The organism is Legionella clemsonensis, assembly GCF_002240035.1.
Classification (GTDB): domain Bacteria; phylum Pseudomonadota; class Gammaproteobacteria; order Legionellales; family Legionellaceae; genus Tatlockia; species Tatlockia clemsonensis.
This window is the reverse complement of the sequence record NZ_CP016397.1, coordinates 758,222-773,343: the sequence shown is the minus strand read 5'-3', so window position 1 is coordinate 773,343 and position 15,122 is coordinate 758,222. Positions and strand designations below refer to the sequence as shown.

Here is a 15,122-nt window from a genome sequence, read left to right as displayed (position 1 = left end):
AGAGGAAAAGCAATTACCTTATTAAATAACTACTCATTTGTTTTGTAATCCTTTCTCAGGCATAAAGCGCGAAATGCAGGCATTCTGAATTTATTTATGCTAGTAGACAGGTTTACCTTGAGTGGGGACAGCTTCGTTGATCTACTTACTAAACTTGCTCAAATTAGCGCTCTGTAATAAAGTGATGCCCATGTGGTATAGACCTAATGACGAATGAGAGTATTCTGCACAGTATTGGCATTAATTGGATTTATTGCTAGTGCCTATGTTTTTCAGCAGAATGCACCGATAATCCTGCAAAGCATCAAAAACTTAGGCTGGCTTGCACCCGTTTTGTTTTTGCTGCTCTATTGTCTTGCAACCGTCTTGCTATTACCAACAATGGTACTTACACTGGCTGGTGGAGCATTGTTTGGTCCTTTATTTGGCACACTATTAAATCTTTTGGGTGCTACATTAGGTGCCGCCAGTGCTTTTTATATTAGCAGGCATTGGGCCACAGATTGGTTTACTAAAAAAAGAAATCCCCGTATTAACAAGCTGATTGCCGGTGTTGAGAAAAATGGTTGGCAATTTGTTGCCTTGCTCCGTTTAGTACCTATTATTCCCTTCAATCTTGTTAATTACGGCCTCGGGCTTACGCAAATCAAACTCAGCCACTATGTAATCACCACCTTTATTTTTCTCACCCCTGCTGAAATTGTTTATACCTATTGCGGTTATGCAGGAATGGAAGTTTTAACGCAGCAAATTCCTTTTTATAAAAACTCCAGTATTTTTATTCTACTTATTTTAGGTTTGTTATTCTGTAGTATAAAAATAATGAGGTACTGTCAGCGACAACGTATTAAAAAAAGCAATCGCTTGCCAAAAGATCTTCTAATAATTCCATCAAAGGATGACTAGTAGAAAAAGTAACATGATCCAGTGTTGAAACTGCACATAATCCCTGTAAAGCATTGCAGGTAAACATTGCATCAGCATCTGTGAGCGCTTTTTTATCCAGTTCTTCTTCAACACATGCGATAGCATTCGCTTGACTGATTGTCAATAGCCGTTGGCGAATTATTCCAGGCAAAAGGCCACACTTTAAATCGGGAGTATATAAGGTATTTTTTTTAATAATAAAAAAATTGGCCACCGAAGTTTCTGTAGGCTGATATTTCTCATTGTAAAACAAGACATCATCTGCTCCAGCATCTTCAGCACGTCGCCGCGCGATAATTGCCTCAAGATAATTAGTTGATTTAATTTGGTAAAGTGGATTATTGCTAGCCCGAACCCAGGGAACACTGATTAATTTAAGAGGCTGAGTTTTTTTAATATAATTGAAAGCATCAAAAATTAGACGTGATTCCATGGCTTTTGCCGTTAGTCCTCTGGGTGCACTCCCTCCACACAGCGTTATTTTGATACCACCATTTTGCATTGATCTGGCTTGAATGCATTGTAAAAGTGTTTTCAACCAACGTTCAAAAGATACATCAAAAGGAATTTTTAGCAATGCGGCTGACTGCTGAAGGCGCTGCCAATGAAGTTTCGCATAACAGGGTTTGCCGTGAGCAACACGAAGTGTTTCAAAAAGCGCCTCTCCCACGAATACCCGGTCATCCATTGGGAAAGGAGCATGTTGCCCATTTTCATTTAGAAAAATGAGCGTGGACATTACTAATAATCAACAAAATCATCAAGTTCATCACGCAAACGTTTTTCTTCCAGCATATTTTCAAGACGTCTACGCGCATCCAGTGTTGGATTTCCAGATGCATCGGTATTAATTAATTCTTCTTCAGGATTTATGAAAGGATCAACTTCATCCAAATCATCATCATCAAACATGTCACTCATGCTATTCTCTCAAAGCTTACTCGCTATCCGCTTGGTAGTGGTTTAGCTACCAAGTACCAGTAAATTCGACAGCTATATACCTTATTTTTTCAATAATGCCTAGAGTTTTTTTAAAATTTTTTTCTTCATTAAGCCCAAGACTTGGAATAACATAAGCCTTTGCAGGGAAAACTTTTATAAAGAGATAGATTATATGGCCGATCGCTTTAAACTTGCCTTAAGAAATTGTTGTCGACAAATTCGCGAAAAGCTGCCCCTCTCTTATCAGCATACCGCCTCCAAACAAGTTTGTTCCCGGATTCGCGCCATGGAACACTATCGTTACGCTAAACACATTGCACTGTATAAACCTGTAGGTGGTGAAATTAGTTTAAAGGCTTTGTGGGACTCGGCTCCATTACAGGGAAAATTTTGTTATTATCCTGTACTCAATAAAGATAAAACACTTTTATTTTTACCAGCAACGCCAGCAACTCCCTTTGTTAATAATAACTATGGTATTCCAGAACCAGACGTTGACAGAAAAACCGCCATTCCAATACGGGAACTGGATATTATTTTTATGCCTTTGGTAGCCTTTGATGAAAAGGGAACACGTTTAGGTATGGGAGCCGGTTATTATGATCGGACTTTAGCTAATGAAAACCATCCATTGCTCATCGGTGTAGCCTATGAATTCCAACGGCAACTCTATATCGAAGCTCAACCCTGGGATGTTGCTTTGACAGCAATAATTACACCTCGCGCAATTTATTGGAGTAAATGATGACGCGTTATTGGTTAATGAAGTCAGAACCTGATTGTTTTAGCATCGATGATTTACGTAACAGCCCCAATCAGACAGTGCATTGGGATGGGGTACGCAACTATCAGGCACGTAACTTTATGCGTAATGAGATGACTATTGGGGATCAAGTATTTTTTTATCACTCAAATTGTAATCCACCAGGGATCATAGGTATTGCCGAGGTGGTCAGCAATGCCTATCCGGATCATACGGCCTTTGATCCTGAGAGTGAGCATCCTGATCCTAAGAGCACCCCCGATAAACCACGCTGGTACATGGTGGACATTTGTTTTAAAGAAAAATTTAAGCAGTTAATATCTCTAGATACACTAAGACAATATCCCGAGCTCGAGAACATGCTCCTTTTGCGTAAAGGGAATCGTTTGTCTGTTTTACCCGTAACCAAGGAAGAATGGAATTTTATTACTACCCATTTAAAACCTTAAAGAGACTAAAGCGCATCATTGCCTACTTCACCAGTACGAATGCGCACAACCTGCTGCAGCTCATAAACAAAAATTTTTCCGTCGCCAATTTTGCCGGTATAAGCTGCTTTACAAATCGCGTCAATCGCGGCTTCGACCATATCATCAGGAAGTGCAAGTTCAATTTTGATCTTCGGTAAGAAGTCAACTACATATTCAGCACCTCTATAAAGTTCTGTATGTCCCTTCTGACGACCAAAGCCACGCGTCTCAGAAATCGTTACTCCAGGGACACCAATTTCCATCAGCGCCTCGTGCACATCATCAAGTTTAAAGGGTTTGATAATCGCGGTGAGCATTTTCATGGTCATTCCTCATGACATCATAATGATAATACATGACTGACAGCCTCAAATTTTGTTAAACTGTCGCCAACAAAAAACACGCAGGAGATTTGCATGTTTCATTCAAAACATCTTGACGATCTGGCAAAAACACTTTTTGCCACTTTACCCACAAGTCTACAAAACTTTGAAAATGATATTCAACAAAAATTCAAAGAAGTCTTGCAGGCTGCCTTCGCACGTTTGGATTTGGTCACAAGAGAAGAATTCGATATTCAGACCAAAGTATTGGCAAGGACACGTGAAAAACTTGATGATTTACAACAACAAATTGAAAAACTTCAAATAAAAAACAAAACAGCTAAATAGGAAATTTTTTCTCGCTAATCCAAGTAAGAACACGATAGACTAATTAGCGTGTAGTACAGTCCAACTTTAAATCAGGAAGATAACGATGAATCTCGCTTTTAGCAAAACGCGTAGTACTGTAGGTATACTCGCGCAGTCTGTTTCTGTCGAAGTCCATTTATCCAATGGCTTGCCCAGCTTCACAATTGTGGGGCTTGCCGAAACTGCTGTTAAGGAAAGCAAAGACAGAGTTCGTAGTGCAATCATTAATAGTCAATTTGAGTTTCCCTGTCGTAAAATCACAGTCAATCTTGCTCCTGCCGATTTACCCAAATCAGGGAGTGGTTTTGATTTACCTATTGCCGTAGGTATTCTTGCAGCTTCAGGCCAGCTACCTGTAGATAAGTTAGCTACACATGAATTTATTAGTGAACTCGCCTTGAGTGGTAATTTGCGTGGTGTATCCGCTATCATTCCTGCAGTCCTGGCTGTGCGGCGGGATAATCAAAAATTAGTAATTGCTACAGCTAATGCTGCAGAAGCCTCACTGGCAGGCTATAATGACGTGTTTAGTGCCAATAACTTGCGCGAGGTGTGCAGTTATCTATGTCAAAATACACCGCTTAAAGTCCTACCTGCGCGTCCTGAAACTACCTATGTAAATGGGAAAATGGATTGGTCTGATATTAAGGGTCAGTATCATGCAAAGCGAGCGATGGAAATTGCGGCTTGTGGAGGTCATAGTATTTTATTAAGCGGACCTCCCGGGAGTGGTAAAACCATGTTGGCCAAACGCTTCGCTACCCTCCTTCCAGATCTTAGCGAAACTCAAGCACTTGAATGTGCTGCCATTAAGTCCATTCGTGGACGGCTTCCAGATTTTAATAGCTGGCGCTCTCCACCATTTCGTTCGCCACATCACACAGCCTCCCAAGTTGCACTAGTAGGTGGAGGTAATCCACCAAAGCCAGGGGAGATTTCACTGGCCCATAATGGCGTATTATTTCTTGATGAATTGCCTGAGTTTCATAAGCAAGTACTGGAAACCTTACGTGAACCCCTGGAATCAGGGAATATCTGGATTTCCCGGGCAGCGACTCAAATTGAATTTCCTGCCCAATTTCAACTTGTTGCTGCGATGAATCCTTGCCCTTGTGGTCAGTGGGGGAATCCTCAAGCAAGCTGTCTTTGTAGTCCTGAACGCATTACTCGTTATTTGGCAAAATTATCAGCTCCACTGCTTGACAGAATTGATATGCAAATAACCTTGCAAGCATTAACACAAGAGGAATTAATTAAACCCAATCTTACTACTGCAGGAGAAAGCAAACGGATCAGACAAACTGTTGAACAAGTTAGAGCGCGTCAGCTAAGCCGACAAAATTGTATTAATGCCCAACTTGACGCTAAAGATTGTGAAGAATTCTGTCAATTAAGCCAGGCAGAACAAGGGTTTTTAAGTGAAGTCATGAACCAGCTTAAATTATCGGCACGTGCCTACCACCGTCTTCTGAAAGTGGCAAGAACTATTGCCGATATGAATAATCTGGAGAAAGTAGACTTAAGTGCCCTGCAGCAAGCTTTATCGTTCAGGCAAAATTTACAACTACCGAAATGAGCAGAGAGCACTCATTAAATTTTTGTAGCCAGTGCATCCAGAATAGCCATTCGTATGAAAACACCATTGATTACCTGTTGCAGAATGAATGATTGGGGACCATCTGCAACATCACTATCAATCTCAACGCCTCGATTGATAGGACCGGGATGCAGAAGCATCACATCGGATTTCGCATAATTAAGTGTCTTAACAGTCAGTGCAAAATTTTGACGATAGGTGTGTAAATCCAGATGCTCATTTTTCTGGAGCCGTTCATGTTGAACTCGTAAACAAATAATCACATCGGCACCATCCAATCCTTTGGGTAAAGAATCCGTGACGTAGCCAAAGTGAACGCGCTGCGGTTGCCAAATTTCAGGCGCTACCAGTGCCAGCTCCTTAACACCTAATGTTGAACAAAGACATTGCAAGGAGTTTGCTACACGCGAATGACGGATATTGCCCACGATTGCAATTTTAAGCGCACTAAATTGCGGTTTTTGCTCATAAATAGTCATAAAATCCAATAGCGCTTGACTTGGATGAGCATGTTGACCATCACCAGCATTAATAATTTTCACTTTGTCTTTAAATCGATTGGCCAGGGCTTGTTGTAAACCATTTTGACTGTGTCGAATTACAAACAAATCAATCCCCATCGCAGCCAAGGTAGCAACAGTATCTTCAATCGCTTCACCTTTCACTTCAGAAGAAGTCTGTAAATTTAAATCCACCACTGTCATGGCCAGTTTCTTAGCAGCCAACTCAAAACTTACTCGAGTACGCGTGCTGTTTTCATAAAAAAGTGTAGCTACAGTATGCTTTGAATAATCCGGATAATGAGGAGTATTTTTGAAATAAAGCGCTCGTTCTAATAGAGCATTAATTTCTTGATGTGTTAATTGACTGATTTCTAGAAAATGTTTCATATTTTATTCAGGAAATTGTAGCCACTGCTGTAGAATAATACAGGCAGCAAAGCTATCGACCTTGGATTGCTTAATTTTACGGTATCCCCCTTCAGCAAACAACTGTGATCGTGCTTCTACAGTAGAAAGACGCTCATCCACTAAATGAACAGGTAACGAAAATCGTTCTTCCATCTCTCGAGCAAAACCACGAGCAGCTGCGGTGGTATATTGTTCACTATCATCAATACAAGTGGGAAGTCCTACAATTAAAGCTTCTGGACGCCATTCAGTAATAATTTTTTGTAGTTCATCCCAATTGGGAATACCCTGCTTTGCATCCAGTGTAGTCAACGGTCTGGCCGTTAAAGTAATACGCTGGCCAACCGCCACACCAATCCGTTTATAGCCAAAATCAAAGCCTAAATAAACCCCTTCAGGCATTAAACACCTCTATAAAAAATAATTATGCGTGACCGATGATAGAAGTTAATTGACTCATCTTAACGCCAATAAGTGAACCTGCGTATTCCCAGCGCTCAGAAAAAGGAACTTCATACAATAGCTCGGGAGTAAAAGGACATACTAGCCAGGCATTATTCAGTACCTCCTCTTCCAACTGATTCTCACCCCAACCAGAATAGCCCAAAGTTACTAATGCATCTTTGGGGCCTTTATCCTCAGCTATTGCGCGAATAATATCATTGGAAGTAGTCACGGTCACGTCATCACGTAAGGACAAGCTTGAACGCCACCCACCAATAGGACGATGAATGACAAAACCTCGCTCAGGCTGTATTGGTCCACCGAAAAGCAAAGGTTTCTGATTATGTTCAACTTTGGCGGGTTCAATTTGCATTTGCTCAAAAACCAGGCCAAGAGGATATTGCATTGGCCGATTGATAATTAAACCTACAGTGCCCTGAACATGATGTTCACAAATATAAACCACTGCATGGTCGAAGTTAGGATCAGTCAATGAAGGCATAGCAATTAACAGGTGGTTAGCCAATGAGGAAGTTATTTTCATGGCACACCCCCTGAATCCTAATTGATTTACTATAAGTATACACTAAATAAATGCATTCACTTTAGTAAGGATAAGAGTAAATTTTGCTATTTTACAAATATGTACTAAAAATTAAGACAATACTCCCCAAAAAAATTTTTCTATAGACTATCTTTGCAATACCACTTAGAGTAGTTTGAAATGAATAAGAAATTAGATTGTAGAGTTATTCTAGATTTGAGTAGAAGGAAGTATTAACGTGGAAACTCTTCAACTTACCAAGAAAGATGTTTTTTTCCTGCGCGCTCTGGAATTAAATGAAGTCATTTTGCTGCTGCTTGTTCTTGGCTTGGCTATCTTGCTAGTCTCTGTTTATCTCTGGGACAGGCGTCAAAAACATCATGCCATTTTGCGCAATTATCCCATCGTAGGTCATTTTCGTTACTTCTTTGAATTTTTAGGAGAGTTTTTCCGCCAGTACTTTTTTGCAAATGACAGAGAAGAAATGCCATTTAACAGAGCGGAGCGTTCCTGGGTGTACCGTGCCGCCAAGAATGTAGATACTACGATTGGCTTCGGCTCCACCAGACCTTTACATAACACTGGAACTGTCTATTTTGTGAGCGCTCCATTTCCCCCGCTTGCAACCGACAAAGCAACCATTCGGCCCTTAACTATCGGACCTTACTGCAGACAACCTTATACCTCCAGCCACATTTTTAACATTTCAGCGATGAGTTATGGTGCTATTTCCAAACCAGCCATTCAAGCCCTGGCCCGAGGTGCTAAAAAAGCTGGCTGTTGGTTGAATACGGGGGAAGGAGGTGTTTCTCCTTATCATTTAGAATCAGGTTGCGATGTTGTTGCTCAGATAGGAACAGCGAAATATGGATTCAGAGACAAAGAAGGCAATTTATCGGATAAACGCTTACAGGAACTTGCTGCAATAGATTGTATTAAAATGTTTGAAATTAAACTAAGCCAAGGAGCCAAGCCAGGTAAAGGTGGACTTCTTCCCGCCGTCAAAGTAACAGAGGAAGTAGCCGAAATTAGAGGCATTTTACCTCATGTTGACTCTATTAGCCCTAATCGCCATATTGATATCAGTAATGTGGATGAATTGTTGGATAGCATCGAGCATGTTCGTGAAATTACAGGCAAGCCTGTAGGCTGCAAATTTGTATTAGGCAGTTACGAATGGGTGCATGATTTATGTAAGGCTATTCACAAAAAAGGCATTAAATTTGCCCCCGATTTCATTACGCTTGACAGCGCAGATGGTGGCACTGGAGCCTCACCACAAGGGTTAATGGATTACATGGGCATTCCTATTCAGGAATCCTTACCAAAGCTGGTTGATATTCTTGTCCTTTATAATTTGCGTGAACGAATTAAGGTAATTGCCAGTGGCAAACTTATCACTCCTTCAGGAGTTACCTGGGCGCTTTGTGCCGGTGCAGATTTTGTCAACTCAGCACGTGGCTTTATGCTGGCTTTAGGTTGTATTCAAGCCATGCAATGCCACAAGAATACCTGCCCAACAGGAATTACTACCCATAACCCACGCTTGCAACGCGGTCTTGTAGTCATGGATAAAGCAGAGCGTGTGTACCATTATGCCAATAATATGGCGCATGAAGTTGCAATTCTTTGCCATTCCTGCGGTGTTGAAGAACCAAGACAATTAAAGCGAAAGCATGCTCGCATAGTTAGAGAGGATGGCTTTTCCGTTTCACTTGAGGAAATTTTTCCAAATCAAAAACCTTTACCGGAGTACGAAAATATTGGCTAGCTGCTCTTTCAATCGATGAACTAATTCCTCGGTATGCTTAAGACTGTAGCTAGAAATAGCCACATCAGGCTGCCAAATACTGTGTGGCCAACATTTATCGTAGCGAAAGCGCGCCACAATATGAATATGAAGCTGAGACACAATATTTCCCAAAGCTCCGACGTTTAATTTATCCGGCTTGAAGACATCGTCCATTATTCTTGACAGGGCAGTAATTTCGCTCATCAATTGTGCTCGGTCTTTTGCTGACAATTGATATATTTCTTGTACATCAGGTACTTGGGGAATTAAGATTATCCAAGGGAAATATACATTATTTTTTAAATAAACAGACGATAATGGCCAGTCACCCAACCAAAATGAACCGGCACGAATTCTACTGTCGACTTCAAATGTCACGATATTCTTCTCTATTCAGATATATACAAAGATAGACAGGGATAATATCTCATTTAGGGAAAGGTGTCAGGACAGAGAAAGCTGCAAGACTTAATTCTCTACTTCCTGATTACTGCTATTTTTCTGGCAAAGCTTGAGTATACTTAGAGTAGGGATCTCAGTCATTCTTGAAAAATGGATATTAATCAAATAAGAGCATTTATCGCTGCAGCAGATTTTCAATCATTTACCTTGGCAGCTGATTATCTTTATATTACTCAATCAGCTATTAGCAAACGAATTGCCACTCTGGAAAATGAAATTAAAACCCCCTTATTTATTCGCGAGCATAATCGTTTAGTTTTGACTGAGGCAGGAAAAATTTTTCTTCCTCATGTCATTGAAGCAGTGCAAACTATTCAATCCGGTATATCAGCGGTCCGTCAATTCCTTGATAAAGAGAAAAATCCTTTAAAAGTGGGTGTGGATTTTTTGATAGGCAGCTTCATGCTTCCTGATTTGCTTGCTTCCTTTGGTAAAGACCACAGCAATTTAAATTTTTCTGTAAGTTATCTTTCTCCTTTAATGAGCTTTAAGGCACTGCGAAATCGTGACATTGAAATTTGTCTTAACTGCATTAGCAGCAAGATTGCTCATGAATTTGAATTAATTCCTTTATTTACCTTGCCTTATGTCATTAAGACTTCACGCGCTCATCCTTTATTGAAAGAAAAAAATTTAAACCTGCGCAAAATTTTGGAGCACCCCGGCATTGTAATGCCTAAATATGCTCCTCCCAGACAGCTTTTAGAAGAATATGTTTTCAGGAAAAATCTAACCATAGCAGTCCGACATGAGGCTGAACCTATTTATGCCCTGTTAAAATTGGCAAAACTAGGATTAGGATGGTGTTTTCTTCCCAAAAATATTATTGATAAGGAATTAGTTACTATTTATGAACATGACGCATTGAATGTGCCCTATTTTATAATTTATCGTAAAGCACACAAACTCAGTCCCGATGCGCAACGATTTATCACGACATTACGTGAGACTCAATTTTTTGATCATTAGAATAAAACTATATTTAGCTAAAATGCTTATTCTCTAGCCATAATTGTTGAGTATTTAACCTTTTATAGTGTTAATTACACAATTTTTTCTAAAAACTATTGAGACTTAGTCCCATTTTAAGCTATGTTGAAATAACCCATGTTAAGATGGGCTTCTTAACAATTGTCATTTAAGGATGAAGGCAATTGCTCAACGGTTTAAGCTGTTGACGATTGATAGCTTTAGCAAAAGGAGGATTTATGGCTACAGGCGAAGTCAAGTGGTTCAATAATGCCAAGGGATGGGGTTTTATTGTACCAGAAGGTGGTGGTGAAGATGTTTTTGTACATTTTTCGGCAATTCATGGTACAGGTTACAAGACACTGGTTCCAGGACAACAAGTAAGCTATGATCTTGAAAAAGGCGAGCGGGGCTTGCATGCCTCAAATGTGATAGCTCTAGCCAGTGAGGAAACGAGCGTTTAAACTCTCTTAGGTAATACAGCAGCTTTTGCTGCTGTGTTTAACCAAAGCTTCTTTTATTATACTCTGCTGTACTAATGTTTTTATGACAAAAAATGGTCTATTACTAATTAATCTGGGAACTCCGGAGACTCCTGAACCTCTGGCTGTAAAACGCTATTTACGCGAATTTCTTGCAGATAGACGGGTTATTGATTTACCAGCCCCACTTCGTTATTTAATTCTCCATCTTGTTATTTTACCTTTCAGACCACGCCAAGCCGCTCATGCTTACCAAGCAATTTGGACAACGGAGGGCTCGCCCTTACTTGTTCATAGCCGCAATTTGCAAATGAAGTTACAACAGCATCTTAGTGATGAATGGAAAATAGCTTTAGGAATGCGCTATGGTCAACCCTCCCTGCATGCTGCTCTGGAAGAATTGCAAAACTGTGAACGCCTTACCATCCTGCCTCTCTATCCACAATTTTCTTCTGCAGCGACGGGCTCTTCCATTGAAAAAGTTTTACAATTGCTAGCTGTTAAAAAAATTTTACCGTCATTGACAGTTATTCGTGATTTCTACCAACATCCAGCCTTCATTAAGGCACAAGCAGCTTTGATTCAACCTCACCTCAAAACGCATGATTTTATATTGTTTAGTTATCACGGCATCCCTGAACGTCACCTAAAACAAGCCAGCTGTCCATCTATCTGCATTAATCATTGTCCAAAGATTACTGAAATTCATCAGTCCTGTTACAAAGCCCAGTGTTACACAACCAGTAATGAATTAGCCAATTATTTAGGATTAACAGCGAAAGAATATGGTACGGCTTTTCAATCACGCTTGGGAAAAACACCTTGGATAAAACCATACACCGATGCCCTTCTTCCCGAGCTAGCCAAAAAAGGGATAAAGCGACTCGCCATTGCCTGCCCTTCATTTGTCACGGATTGTCTTGAAACGTTGGAAGAAATAGGTATTCGGGCCCAGGCACAATGGCAACACTTGGGCGGCTCCCATTTTACACTTATTCCTTGCGTCAATGACAGTGAGCTTTGGGTAAGCAATCTTCCTGACTTGCTAAGCGGTTGATTTTGTAAATAGTTGCAAAAGCTTTTTTTTATGCTATAGAGTACAATATCAATTTTATTTCGAGAGGAACTATGCCTTACAGACAATTTGCAGAGCATCTAAATAAAGAGCTTGATGCTATTGGCATGCCGTCTCGCAGTGAAGATAGAATAGAGGCTTTTGCCAAACTTATAAAAATCCCTAAGTTTAAAGCAGAAGCTTTTTTAAACGGTGTTGTTTTACCCGATCAAAAGCATCTAACTATGATTGCTGAGGAATTGGAGGTTAGTGCTGATTGGTTAATCGGCAAGAGTGAGCAGAAGCAGAAAAGAACACGTGCCTAACCCCTCAATCCCACTCCTCGATATCTTCATCTGGTAATTGAAGATTACTTAAGTCTTCAAATACTGCGATGTGAAAAATAGCATCCCCTTCATTGACTAAAGGAATATTGGTTTTGCCAATAATCACTCCCGCACAGGGACACTTAATTTTAACCTCATTATCCCCTAAGGGATCAACAATAGTACAGAGCAATTCACCTTTATTAACCTTTTCACCAAGTGATTTACATTTAATCAAAACCCCACTTTCCAAAGCCCTGACCCAAAAGGTTGACTCAGCAATAGCAGAAATGGTGCCTTTTCTTTTACGCAATTTTCTTTGCGAAGGAGAAAACATTTGCAAATAAGTCATTACATTCAAGATTCCTCTGACACCTATTTTTATTGCTAATTCATCAAAACGTAGCGCCTCACCACCTTCATAGATAAACATTGGGATATCTAGATTATCCGTTGCCTCTCGTAAAGACCCATCGCGCATATTTGCTGCCACCATAATAGGAGCACCAAAAGCCTCTGCCAGAAGAGCGGATTGTTCACATTGATGACTGAAGCGCGTTTGTGGGTAATTTGAGCGATGAATTGCCCCCGTGTGCAAATCAATTCCATGTGTAGAATGCTCAACTATTTCAGTCATAATAAGATTGGCTAACTTGGAAGCCATTGAACCTTTTTCTCGCCCAGGAAACTGACGATTTAAATCACGTCTATCAGGCAAATAACGAGAATGTAAAAAGAATCCATAAACATTGACGATAGGGATAGTTATGAGTGTACCTCGCAAGCGCTTTAATTGCGGGGCCTGATGTAACCTCCTGATAATTTCTACCCCGTTAATTTCATCACCATGAATAGCTGCAGTAACAAATAGAGTTGGCCCCTCTTTTTTGCCATGAAAGACATAAACAGGAATTTCAATCGGCGTAGAAGTGTATAACATCGCCAATGACAGTTTAACGCAGTGGGACTGCCCTGGCTTGATAGTTTCATTGGCAATAACGATAGGTGCTCTGTTTTTCATCCCTGGAACCTTTGATTAACACTCTTAGGCTTTGCATTTTTTTCAAGATATTGAATTATTTTACCAGCAATATTGATATGTGTAGCCTTTTCAATGCCCTCCAGACCTGGCGATGAATTAATTTCCAACACTAAAGGACCATGATTTGAACGAATCAAATCGACCCCAGCTACCTTTAAGCCCATTGTTTTAGCAGCAGCAACGGCAATAGCACGCTCTTGTGGTGAGAGTTTTATCTTGATTGCTTTCCCTCCCTGATGAACATTTGCACGAAACTCACCTTCTTTAGCCTGGCGTTTTATCGCTGCAACCACCTTATCACCAATAACAAAGCAACGGATATCAGTACCCTTTGATTCCTCAATAAATTCCTGGACAAGTATATTAGTCGACATTTCTTTAAATGCATTGATGATACTAACCGCTGATTGATGGCTATCGGCCAGAATAACACCTTTGCCTTGCGTTCCTTCTAATAATTTAATAACCACAGGCGCACCGCCTACCATACGAATTAAGTCATCGGTGTCATCTGGTGATAAAGCAAAGGTAGTACGGGGTAAAGGAATGCCTTTTCGAGCCAAAAGCTGTAGCGCCCTGAATTTATCTCGTGATCGCGAAATTGCTATTGATTCATTCAGTGTGTACATTCCCATAGTTTCCATATGGCGCAACAGAGCCGTACCATAGAAAGTCAACGAAGCACCTATTCGAGGTATAACTGCGTCAAATTTAGGTAAAGCCTCCCCTCCTCGATAATGTACTTTCGGATTTGAAGTAGCCACATTCATATAGCAGTAAAGTGGATTAATGATGCTGATCTCATGACCTGCCTCCTCACCAGCTGCTTTTAATCGCTGGTGTGAATAAAGCTGAGGATTAGTGGCTAAAATCGCAATTTTCATGGATCAAACTTCCTTCAAGTTATTATTTTTTTGTGGTGATAAGAAAAGCCTAGCTCAAAACTTGAACCTTAGCATATAGACCTTCAAGAGAGTTTTAGTTCCTCATCATAGAATATTGTTATACCCAAAATCTCTTTAGGTATAACAATTGATTAATTTACTGATTTTTTGAGGTTAAGATACTAACAGTTGATAATCTTTCGCTAAAAGACTGGCTTGGTGGGGAGTGGTAAAGAAAGCGTTGAGCTCTCCTTGTGGATTAAACAACATGACTGCCCCACTGTGTTGAACATCATAATTATTAGGATCATTGCTGTTGGAAATTGCTATCTTGGCATAAGCTATTCCCATTTCTCGCGTCATTTGTTTGACGATTTCATCAGCCCCCCTTGCACCATAAAAATGAGGATTAAAAGCTTTTACATAATGATCAAGCTTATCCAAATCATCTCTGGCTGGATCAATAGAAATCATCACCACTCGAGGTAAGGGTTGAACACCTTCTTCTTCAAGAGTACGATACATCTTGGCTAACTCTGCCATTGTGGTGGGACATAAATAACCGCAATTGGTAAAACCAAAAAAAATCATGGTCCATTGTCCCTTTAAACTTTCATTATTAAAAGGTTGGTTATCAATCCCTGTTAGCGTAAATTGATTAATTTCCCGAGGAGTTTCAAGATAAGTGCCATTGAATTGCTCAATATTAATTTTTTTGCCCGCATGTAAGTATTGAGCAACCCATACGCCACCAAGAATAGCAACGAAGGCAAGAAAAATTCCTCCTACCAGAATTCTGGAATTAATTTGGGCAGACATTT

At 40.2% G+C, this 15,122-nt stretch carries 20 protein-coding genes; 10 read left to right on the top strand and 10 right to left on the bottom strand.

Features of this window, described 5'->3' with window-relative positions; all coding sequences use genetic code 11:
• The first annotated feature begins 213 nt into the window (after window positions 1-213).
• Window positions 214-906, top strand: coding sequence for a TVP38/TMEM64 family protein (locus clem_RS03410; RefSeq protein WP_094090332.1), 693 nt, complete (start codon window positions 214-216; stop codon window positions 904-906).
• Here the strand turns inward: clem_RS03410 and clem_RS03405 are convergent.
• Together clem_RS03405 and clem_RS03400 are read right to left on the bottom strand one after the other, a co-directional pair.
• A complete protein-coding gene (locus tag clem_RS03405) occupies window positions 848-1,666 on the bottom strand; it encodes an aminotransferase class IV (protein ID WP_094090331.1) in 819 nt (272 codons plus the stop codon). The genes clem_RS03410 and clem_RS03405 overlap by 59 nt on opposite strands.
• Before the next feature lie 2 nt (window positions 1,667-1,668).
• On the bottom strand, window positions 1,669-1,848 hold the full coding sequence (locus tag clem_RS03400; RefSeq protein ID WP_094090330.1) for a PA3496 family putative envelope integrity protein: 180 nt from the start codon (window positions 1,846-1,848) through the stop codon (window positions 1,669-1,671).
• Window positions 1,849-2,041: 193 nt separating this feature from the next.
• On the opposite strand from clem_RS03400, the gene clem_RS03395 reads away from it, so the two are divergent.
• Entirely contained in the window at window positions 2,042-2,614 is a 573-nt protein-coding gene (locus clem_RS03395; protein WP_094090329.1) for a 5-formyltetrahydrofolate cyclo-ligase, read from the top strand.
• On the top strand, window positions 2,611-3,081 hold the full coding sequence (locus tag clem_RS03390; protein WP_232505548.1) for an EVE domain-containing protein: 471 nt from the start codon (window positions 2,611-2,613) through the stop codon (window positions 3,079-3,081). The genes clem_RS03395 and clem_RS03390 overlap by 4 nt, the downstream gene beginning before the upstream one ends.
• A 5-nt stretch (window positions 3,082-3,086) precedes the next feature.
• Here the strand turns inward: clem_RS03390 and clem_RS03385 are convergent, their stop codons facing one another.
• Window positions 3,087-3,425, bottom strand: coding sequence for a P-II family nitrogen regulator (locus clem_RS03385; protein WP_094090327.1), 339 nt, complete (start codon window positions 3,423-3,425; stop codon window positions 3,087-3,089).
• Window positions 3,426-3,518: 93 nt separating this feature from the next.
• Between clem_RS03385 and ubiK the strand changes: the two genes are divergently transcribed.
• Together ubiK and clem_RS03375 are read left to right on the top strand one after the other, a co-directional pair.
• Entirely contained in the window at window positions 3,519-3,773 is a 255-nt protein-coding gene (gene ubiK / locus clem_RS03380; protein ID WP_094090326.1) for a ubiquinone biosynthesis accessory factor UbiK, read from the top strand.
• 85 nt (window positions 3,774-3,858) lie between these two features.
• Window positions 3,859-5,370: a YifB family Mg chelatase-like AAA ATPase gene (locus clem_RS03375; protein WP_094090325.1), complete on the top strand. Its 1,512-nt coding sequence runs from the start codon at window positions 3,859-3,861 to the stop codon at window positions 5,368-5,370.
• A 14-nt stretch (window positions 5,371-5,384) separates the two neighbouring features.
• On the opposite strand, the gene clem_RS03370 is transcribed toward clem_RS03375, so the two are convergent.
• The 3 genes from clem_RS03370 to clem_RS03360 are packed head-to-tail and all read right to left on the bottom strand — an operon-like array spanning window position 5,385 to window position 7,290.
• On the bottom strand, window positions 5,385-6,281 hold the full coding sequence (locus tag clem_RS03370) for an aspartate carbamoyltransferase catalytic subunit (protein WP_094090324.1): 897 nt from the start codon (window positions 6,279-6,281) through the stop codon (window positions 5,385-5,387).
• 3 nt (window positions 6,282-6,284) lie between these two features.
• The gene (gene ruvX / locus clem_RS03365; protein ID WP_094090323.1) at window positions 6,285-6,704 is read right to left on the bottom strand and encodes a Holliday junction resolvase RuvX; all 420 of its coding nucleotides are present in this window, start codon (window positions 6,702-6,704) and stop codon (window positions 6,285-6,287) included.
• Window positions 6,705-6,726: 22 nt separating this feature from the next.
• Entirely contained in the window at window positions 6,727-7,290 is a 564-nt protein-coding gene (locus tag clem_RS03360) for a YqgE/AlgH family protein (protein WP_094090322.1), read from the bottom strand.
• A gap of 238 nt (window positions 7,291-7,528) precedes the next feature.
• Here clem_RS03360 and clem_RS03355 point away from each other — a divergent pair, with 238 nt between their 5' ends.
• Complete coding sequence (locus clem_RS03355) at window positions 7,529-9,061, top strand: FMN-binding glutamate synthase family protein (protein ID WP_094090321.1); 1,533 nt, start codon at window positions 7,529-7,531, stop codon at window positions 9,059-9,061.
• Here the strand turns inward: clem_RS03355 and clem_RS03350 are convergent.
• Window positions 9,035-9,460: an HIT domain-containing protein gene (locus tag clem_RS03350; RefSeq protein ID WP_094090320.1), complete on the bottom strand. Its 426-nt coding sequence runs from the start codon at window positions 9,458-9,460 to the stop codon at window positions 9,035-9,037. The two genes, clem_RS03355 and clem_RS03350, sit on opposite strands and share 27 nt — an antisense overlap.
• 174 nt (window positions 9,461-9,634) lie before the next feature.
• Between clem_RS03350 and clem_RS03345 the strand changes: the two genes are divergently transcribed.
• The 4 genes from clem_RS03345 (at window position 9,635) to clem_RS03330 (ending at window position 12,375) form a co-directional block, all read left to right on the top strand.
• Window positions 9,635-10,513, top strand: coding sequence for a LysR family transcriptional regulator (locus clem_RS03345; protein ID WP_094090319.1), 879 nt, complete (start codon window positions 9,635-9,637; stop codon window positions 10,511-10,513).
• A gap of 239 nt (window positions 10,514-10,752) precedes the next feature.
• Entirely contained in the window at window positions 10,753-10,977 is a 225-nt protein-coding gene (locus clem_RS03340; protein ID WP_094090318.1) for a cold-shock protein, read from the top strand.
• An 82-nt stretch (window positions 10,978-11,059) separates the two neighbouring features.
• Window positions 11,060-12,052: a ferrochelatase gene (gene hemH / locus clem_RS03335; protein WP_094090317.1), complete on the top strand. Its 993-nt coding sequence runs from the start codon at window positions 11,060-11,062 to the stop codon at window positions 12,050-12,052.
• Between the two features lie 71 nt (window positions 12,053-12,123).
• Entirely contained in the window at window positions 12,124-12,375 is a 252-nt protein-coding gene (locus clem_RS03330; protein ID WP_094090316.1) for a hypothetical protein, read from the top strand.
• A gap of 4 nt (window positions 12,376-12,379) precedes the next feature.
• Here the strand turns inward: clem_RS03330 and clem_RS03325 are convergent, their stop codons facing one another.
• From clem_RS03325 to clem_RS03315, 3 genes are all read right to left on the bottom strand, one after another.
• Window positions 12,380-13,396, bottom strand: coding sequence for a succinylglutamate desuccinylase/aspartoacylase family protein (locus tag clem_RS03325; RefSeq protein WP_232505547.1), 1,017 nt, complete (start codon window positions 13,394-13,396; stop codon window positions 12,380-12,382).
• Window positions 13,393-14,301: a 30S ribosomal protein S6--L-glutamate ligase gene (gene rimK / locus clem_RS03320; RefSeq protein ID WP_094090315.1), complete on the bottom strand. Its 909-nt coding sequence runs from the start codon at window positions 14,299-14,301 to the stop codon at window positions 13,393-13,395. The genes clem_RS03325 and rimK overlap by 4 nt, the downstream gene beginning before the upstream one ends.
• Before the next feature lie 174 nt (window positions 14,302-14,475).
• Window positions 14,476-15,120, bottom strand: coding sequence for an SCO family protein (locus clem_RS03315; RefSeq protein ID WP_094090314.1), 645 nt, complete (start codon window positions 15,118-15,120; stop codon window positions 14,476-14,478).
• Window positions 15,121-15,122: the final 2 nt, after the last annotated feature.

Bases quoted from the DNA above. Each gene is read 5' to 3' on its own strand.
- clem_RS03410 (WP_094090332.1), top strand. From the start codon at position 214: ATGAGAGTATTCTGCACAGTATTGGCATTAATTGGATTTATTGCTAGT.
- clem_RS03405 (WP_094090331.1), bottom strand. From the start codon at position 1,666: ATGTCCACGCTCATTTTTCTAAATGAAAATGGGCAACATGCTCCTTTC.
- clem_RS03400 (WP_094090330.1), bottom strand. From the start codon at position 1,848: ATGAGTGACATGTTTGATGATGATGATTTGGATGAAGTTGATCCTTTC.
- clem_RS03395 (WP_094090329.1), top strand. From the start codon at position 2,042: ATGGCCGATCGCTTTAAACTTGCCTTAAGAAATTGTTGTCGACAAATT.
- clem_RS03390 (WP_232505548.1), top strand. From the start codon at position 2,611: ATGATGACGCGTTATTGGTTAATGAAGTCAGAACCTGATTGTTTTAGC.
- clem_RS03385 (WP_094090327.1), bottom strand. From the start codon at position 3,425: ATGAAAATGCTCACCGCGATTATCAAACCCTTTAAACTTGATGATGTG.
- ubiK (WP_094090326.1), top strand. From the start codon at position 3,519: ATGTTTCATTCAAAACATCTTGACGATCTGGCAAAAACACTTTTTGCC.
- clem_RS03375 (WP_094090325.1), top strand. From the start codon at position 3,859: ATGAATCTCGCTTTTAGCAAAACGCGTAGTACTGTAGGTATACTCGCG.
- clem_RS03370 (WP_094090324.1), bottom strand. From the start codon at position 6,281: ATGAAACATTTTCTAGAAATCAGTCAATTAACACATCAAGAAATTAAT.
- ruvX (WP_094090323.1), bottom strand. From the start codon at position 6,704: ATGCCTGAAGGGGTTTATTTAGGCTTTGATTTTGGCTATAAACGGATT.
- clem_RS03360 (WP_094090322.1), bottom strand. From the start codon at position 7,290: ATGAAAATAACTTCCTCATTGGCTAACCACCTGTTAATTGCTATGCCT.
- clem_RS03345 (WP_094090319.1), top strand. From the start codon at position 9,635: ATGGATATTAATCAAATAAGAGCATTTATCGCTGCAGCAGATTTTCAA.
- clem_RS03340 (WP_094090318.1), top strand. From the start codon at position 10,753: ATGGCTACAGGCGAAGTCAAGTGGTTCAATAATGCCAAGGGATGGGGT.
- hemH (WP_094090317.1), top strand. From the start codon at position 11,060: ATGACAAAAAATGGTCTATTACTAATTAATCTGGGAACTCCGGAGACT.
- clem_RS03330 (WP_094090316.1), top strand. From the start codon at position 12,124: ATGCCTTACAGACAATTTGCAGAGCATCTAAATAAAGAGCTTGATGCT.
- clem_RS03325 (WP_232505547.1), bottom strand. From the start codon at position 13,396: ATGAAAAACAGAGCACCTATCGTTATTGCCAATGAAACTATCAAGCCA.
- rimK (WP_094090315.1), bottom strand. From the start codon at position 14,301: ATGAAAATTGCGATTTTAGCCACTAATCCTCAGCTTTATTCACACCAG.
- clem_RS03315 (WP_094090314.1), bottom strand. From the start codon at position 15,120: ATGTCTGCCCAAATTAATTCCAGAATTCTGGTAGGAGGAATTTTTCTT.